We start from the raw sequence: 6309 nt of genomic DNA, 5'->3' as shown, positions 1-6309 counted from the left end.
GCAGGACGATAAGCAAAATGTCGCTCAGGGCGTGGGAGCAGCGACCCGCTACGCGAAAGTCCTGGACGTCGGCAAAATGGTGGTGCAAGTTCATCTGACGAAGGTACCATCCCAGCCAAAATCACCCTATTTGGTGCGGTAGCCCTAAAAAAAGGTAGATTATTTTTTTAGCTCAGAAAAATAACCTACCTTTTTTGAAGGGCAAACACATCCACAAACAGCCGAATGCTTTTGCCGCCTCTGCGGGCACTTTGATGAGCGTGCAGCTTCGGAAACGCCCACCGCTACAGTAGCCCTGGATGCTAAAAATGACGGGGCTTACCGTGCATGCGTTTGTTGTGCCTTTTTTAAAGGACGACAGACCACATGTGGCGCGTTTACTCCCGAGGTTCGTTTTAATGCCATTCCCGTTTCGTGACCGAGGCATCCGGTTGCAGTAGCGCCGCCTGGTTGAGGCTCGTCGTTCGCGCCTAGCGGTTTGTCGATCGGTGTACCGCATTGTAGAGACGCATCCTGGCGTCTGCTTGTGGAACGAAGCTAGCCGAAGGGCACGGACGACGAGACGCCAGGATGCGCCTCTACAACCGACTGGGGGCACCGCTCACGAAACTGCTATAGAACTACCGCTGACTAGCAAAAGCGTTTTTGAACCAGCAGCAGGAGTTCCAGGAAGCCAGATCGTCCTCAGCACGTACCAGCCGTATCAGCGACTACAAGCAGAAAGCCCCTGACTGTCCTCATGGGAGTCAGGGGCTTTTCCGGCTTGGTTGCACACGCCACCGATCGGGCGGTTGCTTCTGGAAGCCAAAGGCGGTTAGAGCCGTTGTTCCGGTTTGGCTGCTGGCAACGGTTTGCGGGGCAATTTTTGGTCGCGCATAGCCGCCTGATACACGAAGGAAGCGACTACTACGGCCGCCTGCTTCAGGTCGTCGGCGGGCAGGCGCTCATAGGTATCCATATTAGTATGATGGGTGCGGGTGCCATAGTCCAACGGGTCCTGAATGAACTGGAAACCGGGCAGCCCCACAGCATCAAATGAGAGGTGGTCGGTACCGCCGGTGGTGCGTAGTGTCACGGTGGTTGCCCCCATGTCGGTGAACGGTTGCAACCACTCCTCAAACACGGGCATTACCGCTTCATTCCCCTGAGCATAAATGCCCCGGATTTTGCCAGCGCCGTTGTCCAGGTTGAAATAGGCCGTCAGCTTTTCGTGGTCGGGCAGCAACTGCATAGTAGCCGGATCGGCAAAGTGGTTTTTTACATACCCGCGCGACCCGAACAAGCCCTGCTCCTCCTCACCCCAGAGCGCAATCCGGATGGTTCGGCGCGGCTGCACCCCGGTCGCTTTCAGAATGCGGACCGCTTCCATCATCACGGCGCAACCCGCCGCGTTGTCGGTAGCGCCGGTAGCAGCATGCCAGGAATCGAGGTGGCCACCCAGCATTACTACCTCCTTTTTAAGCTTGCGGTCACTCCCCTGGATTTCCGCTACCACGTTGTAGCCCTTCAAATCCTGACTCTGGAAGCGGGTACTGACTTCTACCTCAAGTTCCACCGCAATGCCGGCCTCCGCCAACCGGATCAGGCGCAGCTGATCTTCAGGGGCCATTTCCAGCTCCGGCAACACCGGTTTGGCATCGGTAGCGTAGGGCGCACCGTTAGAAGTAAAAAACGTGCCGTCGGAGCCCCCCCGGCTGCTCAGGACCGCCACAGCACCTTCGCTCACGACCATGTCGGCCAGTTTCGTGCGCAACGCCAGCAGCGTCCGGCGGGTTGCCATGCGCTCCTCCGCGTCAGCGGGTTGGCCTACCGAAGCTTCCGGCCGGTACTGCGCCATCTTGCTCAGTTCCTCTTCCGAGTAGCGCCGCGCATCTGGCTCAAAAGAGGTTTTGGGCGGGTTGAGCATGTCCAGCAACACGATTTTATCGCGCAGCTGCCCCTGATACTTATCCAGCTCCGCTGCCGTGGCTGCTTTCACCACAACCACCCGCTTCTTCAACGCCCCGTTGGTGCCCGGGGTCCAGGCTTTAGGAGTTCCGATGAGCGCGTGATAGTAAGGGGCCGTCATGGCGACATACGACTTTTCAACTTCCCAACCCCGCCCGAAAGTGCCCCAAGGCTCTACGGCGGCGTTGGTAAGTCCCCAATCGGTGAGCTGCTTTCTGGTCCATTCGTTGGCCCGGGCCAGCCCCGCAGAATTAGCCAGCCGGGGGCCACAGACATCCGTGAGGTAGAAAGCCGTTTCCATCACCCTGGACCGGTTCAGGCCTTCGTCTTTTATTTTGGCCAGCATGGCCGGGTCGGCTTTGGTAGCCTGTTGGGCCCAGGCAGAACCGGCAACCATCAGGCTACCAGCCACTACAAGAAGTTGAAGCGTACGCATAAAACAGTGAGTTGGCAGGTAGGTAAATCGAATGGAGAGAACCCAAAACTATCCGCAAGTTGCTTGTCTCTGCCGGAAGTAGTAGATTGCTAGGGGAGTGCAGGGAGGCGAGCGGAGAGTGGCGGCGGAATTTCCAGCGGCTCACAAACTACTTTTCAGGCTACTATCCGCCGTAAGTATTCAGTGATTTCTGCGCTTTTTCTTTCCAATTATTTCGCGCAATTGTTTTACCCTGACGGTTTTGCAGCCATTACTATGGCAACTTTTGCTCTCTATCTGTAGAATCAATTCTGGAGTACACTCTCCATATCCCAGATTGTCAATCTCTTTTTTTTTATATCCTGGACCTCTAGGAGCACGGCCAAGTTCCCATCACGTTCAGCTATAATCCTACTATAGGCCTACTTTCTTTGATGGCATGGGTCCTACAGGTTTATCAGCTCACTAGCTCAGATTTATGACCATTACCGACAGATTATCGGAAGCCGTTTAGGCTACCAATTAAAACCTCTTTATTTTAGCATCCTCAGAATGGATGCCACGTCCTAGGATGTAGTTCGTTTCTCCACCTTTTTCTCTTTTCCATGAAAAAAGATTTACTTATTGCAATACCACTTGTTGCCCTCTCGGTGACCCAGGTTATTGCACAAACGCGCGAAGTTTCGGGGCGCATTACTGACCGCGCGACTGGGCAGGGTCTGCCCGGGGTTACTGTTTTAGTGAAAGGGACTACCACGGGTGTTTCTACTAACAGTGATGGTAGCTATACTATTGCCGTACCTGCCTCAGCTACCACATTAGCCTTCAGCTCCATTGGCTTTGTAAACGTGGAACGGGCCATTGGTACCGACAACGTAATCAATATCGGTTTAGCCAGCGACTCCAAGCAACTGGGCGAAGTGGTGGTTTCTGCCCTCGGCGTGCGTCAGGCGCGTGATGAGCAAGGCGTTGCCGTTTCGCAGGTGCAGGGTTCGGCAGTTGCCCGTTCGGGCGAAACCAGCGCTATTACCGGTCTGTCCGGCAAATCGTCGGGCTTGCAGGTAACCCGTACGGGTGGCGACCCCGGGGCTGGTGCCTATATCCAGATTCGCGGCCAGAACTCCGTGACGGGTAGCAACCAGCCCTTGATTATCGTAGACGGGGTACCGATCAGCAATAGCACGCTGGGAAGCGATATAGGCGGCGTAGTTCAACAGTCGCGCCTCAACGACATCAACCCTAACGACATTGAGTCGATTCAGATTTTGAAGGGTGCGGCGGCCAGTGCCCAGTGGGGCTCCCGGGCGGCCAACGGGGTAATTTATATTACTACCAAGCGCGGCGGCTCGGATTCGGGCAAACTGAGCATCACGTACGGCACTACGTACTCAGCCGACCGGGTCTCTTACAAGCACGACCTGCAGGACACCTACGGCCGGGGCAGCCAGGGAGTAGCCGCTCTGACTTCCAACACCACGGGCAACAGTTGGGGCGATAAGATCAGCACCCGCAGTGGTGCCCCGGACGTGGTAAACAGCACCGGTAGCGGTGGGTTCTACACGGCCCAGAATGGACAGGTGTACTACCCTATCACCAAAAAGAACAGCCAGGAAACGTTCCTCGACAAAAACTTCGATGGCGTTTTTCAGACGGGTCATTTCCTGGAGAACAACCTGAGCCTGAGTGCCGGCAACAAGGATGGCAACATCTTCCTCAGCGTATCCGACCTGAACCAGAAGGGCATTGTTCGCAACAACTCGGATTACCGTCGTACCACCGGCCGCGTCAACGCCTTCCGCAACTTCAACGACATCGTGAAGATTGCCGGTAACATGACCTACAGCCGCGTAGAGTCCAACCGTATTCAGCAGGGATCCAACACCAGCGGTCTGTACCTGGGCTTGCTGCGCCAGTCGCCCGATTTTGATCAGGGCGGCTACATTGGCTCTTATACCGCCCCGAACGGCGACGTGTTCCTGAACCGGCAGCGTTCTTACCGTCGCCAGATCGGCAACAGCCCCAGCCCCGCCTACAACAACCCGCTCTGGACCATCAACGAGCAGTCTAACCCCAACGAAGTAGACCGCTTCCTGGGTAATGTGGAACTGAACGTGACCCCCCGCCCCTGGCTGACCTTTACGGTTCGTCCGGGCGTGGATACTTACACGGATAGCCGCCGCACCATCTTCCCGATCAACTCCGCCGAAAATGGCGGTGGGGGTTCGGCCACTGAGGAGATTATAACGGAAACGCAGTTCAACGCCGACGCTTTCGTCCGGGCGACGCATACCTTCAATAATTTCCTGAGTGGCAACCTGTTGGTTGGCACCAACTTCAACCAGCGGCAGGCGCGCAACATCGGAGCCAGCTACCTGAACTTCATTCTGGACGTACGCGACCAAAGCTTCTTTGCCAACGCGACGAAAGCAAACGTCACTGCCTTCGACCTGGAATCCAAGCAGCGCACCTCGGCCGGTTACGCTACGGCTGGCTTGGTCATTGGCGAGCAGGTATTCCTGAATGCCACCGGCCGTTTGGAAAATGCGTCCACTTTCGGTCCTCAGACCAAGAGCCGCTTCTTCTATCCGTCTGTCGATGTAGCCTGGCAGTTCTCCAAGCTGGGGGCACTGGCCGACAATAAGATCCTGAGCTTCGGTAAACTGCGGGCCGCATACGGCCAGGTAGGCTTGCAGCCTGGTTCGGCCAGCTCGTTCGCCATCTACCTGACGCGCGATGTGTATCGCAACGCCGACAACACCGAAAGCTACGGTCCCTTCCTGGATCCGGCGGCCTACTCCGGTTCTTTTGCGCGTAACTTCCTCAGGGGCAACCCACTCCTAAAGCCGGAGAGAAAGAGTGAAATCGAAGTAGGTACCGACCTGCGCTTCCTGCAGGACCGGATCAGCTTGAGCGCCACCTACTACCAGAACGAGATTACGGATGCCATCCTGCCCGTACCCGTTGCGGCGTCTTCCGGCTACACGTCTGAGTATGCCAACGCGGCCAAACTGGAAAACAAGGGCATCGAATTGGACCTCAATGCGATGATCCTCAAGAAAGAGGACTTCACCTGGTCGGTAGGCGGTAACTGGACGCGTAACCGCAACAAGGTGACGGACCTGGCCGGCGCTGAATCGGTTTTCCTGAACGGTTTCACCGGCGTATCGTCCCGGGCCGTGAAAGGCGAGCCGCTCGGTACCCTGTGGGGTGGTCGTTGGGACCGTGACGACGCCGGCAAATTCGTTTTGGATGCCGACGGATTCCCCCAGCAGGCGGCTACCGAAGGTGTAATTGGTAACCCCAATCCCAAATGGCGCTCGGGCATCAACACGAACCTGACGTATAAAGGCGTCCGCCTGTTTGCCCTCTGGGAAACTTCCTTCGGCGGTGATATCTGGGCTGGTACCGAAGGCGTACTGCGCAACTTTGGCACCTCCACTTACACCGACGTAGAGACCACGCTGTCGGCGGCAGATGCACAGCGCGTAAAAACGTACGACGGTATCACCGTAGCGCAGAAGTACTCGGCTAACGCGGATGGCTCCTACACGTTCCGTGGACGTCTGCAGGATTTTGGGGCTGGCAATGTAGCCCTGGACCAAACCTGGTTTACTACCCAGGGCGGCGGCTTCGGCGCAGTGGGCGAGCAGTTCATCCAGGATGCAAGCTGGACCCGTCTGCGGGAGCTAACGATGGGCTACACGCTCCAGTCGGAAGCATTCCGCAACCTGACCCGTTTGCAAAACGTGGAGCTGACCCTCACCGGCCGCAATTTGTTGCTGTTTACGAAGGAGTTCAAAGGCGTTGACCCCGAGACGAACCTGACGGGCGCTTCCAATGGCCGTGGCCTGGAATACTTCAACAACCCCGGCACCCGCTCCTTCCTCGTAGGCCTGCGCATCACTTACTAACGCTGACTTTCCACGTTCTCATGACACGTTTCTCTC

At 56.6% G+C, this 6309-nt stretch carries 2 protein-coding genes; one reads left to right on the top strand and one right to left on the bottom strand.

The genetic code is table 11. From position 1 onward, the window contains the following. Positions 1 to 814 precede the first annotated feature (814 nt). On the bottom strand, positions 815 to 2383 hold the full coding sequence (locus D0T11_RS13165; protein ID WP_119656262.1) for a M28 family metallopeptidase: 1569 nt from the start codon (positions 2381 to 2383) through the stop codon (positions 815 to 817). Positions 2384 to 2967: 584 nt separating this feature from the next. On the opposite strand from D0T11_RS13165, the gene D0T11_RS13160 reads away from it, so the two are divergent. After that, the gene (locus D0T11_RS13160) at positions 2968 to 6273 is read left to right on the top strand and encodes a SusC/RagA family TonB-linked outer membrane protein (RefSeq protein ID WP_119656261.1); all 3306 of its coding nucleotides are present in this window, start codon (positions 2968 to 2970) and stop codon (positions 6271 to 6273) included. The last annotated feature ends 36 nt before the right edge of the window (positions 6274 to 6309 follow it).

Source organism: Hymenobacter rubripertinctus, from assembly GCF_003583925.1.
Lineage (GTDB): Bacteria > Bacteroidota > Bacteroidia > Cytophagales > Hymenobacteraceae > Hymenobacter > Hymenobacter rubripertinctus.
The sequence above is the reverse complement of the archived record's forward strand: the minus strand, read 5'-3'. Positions and strand labels throughout refer to the sequence as shown.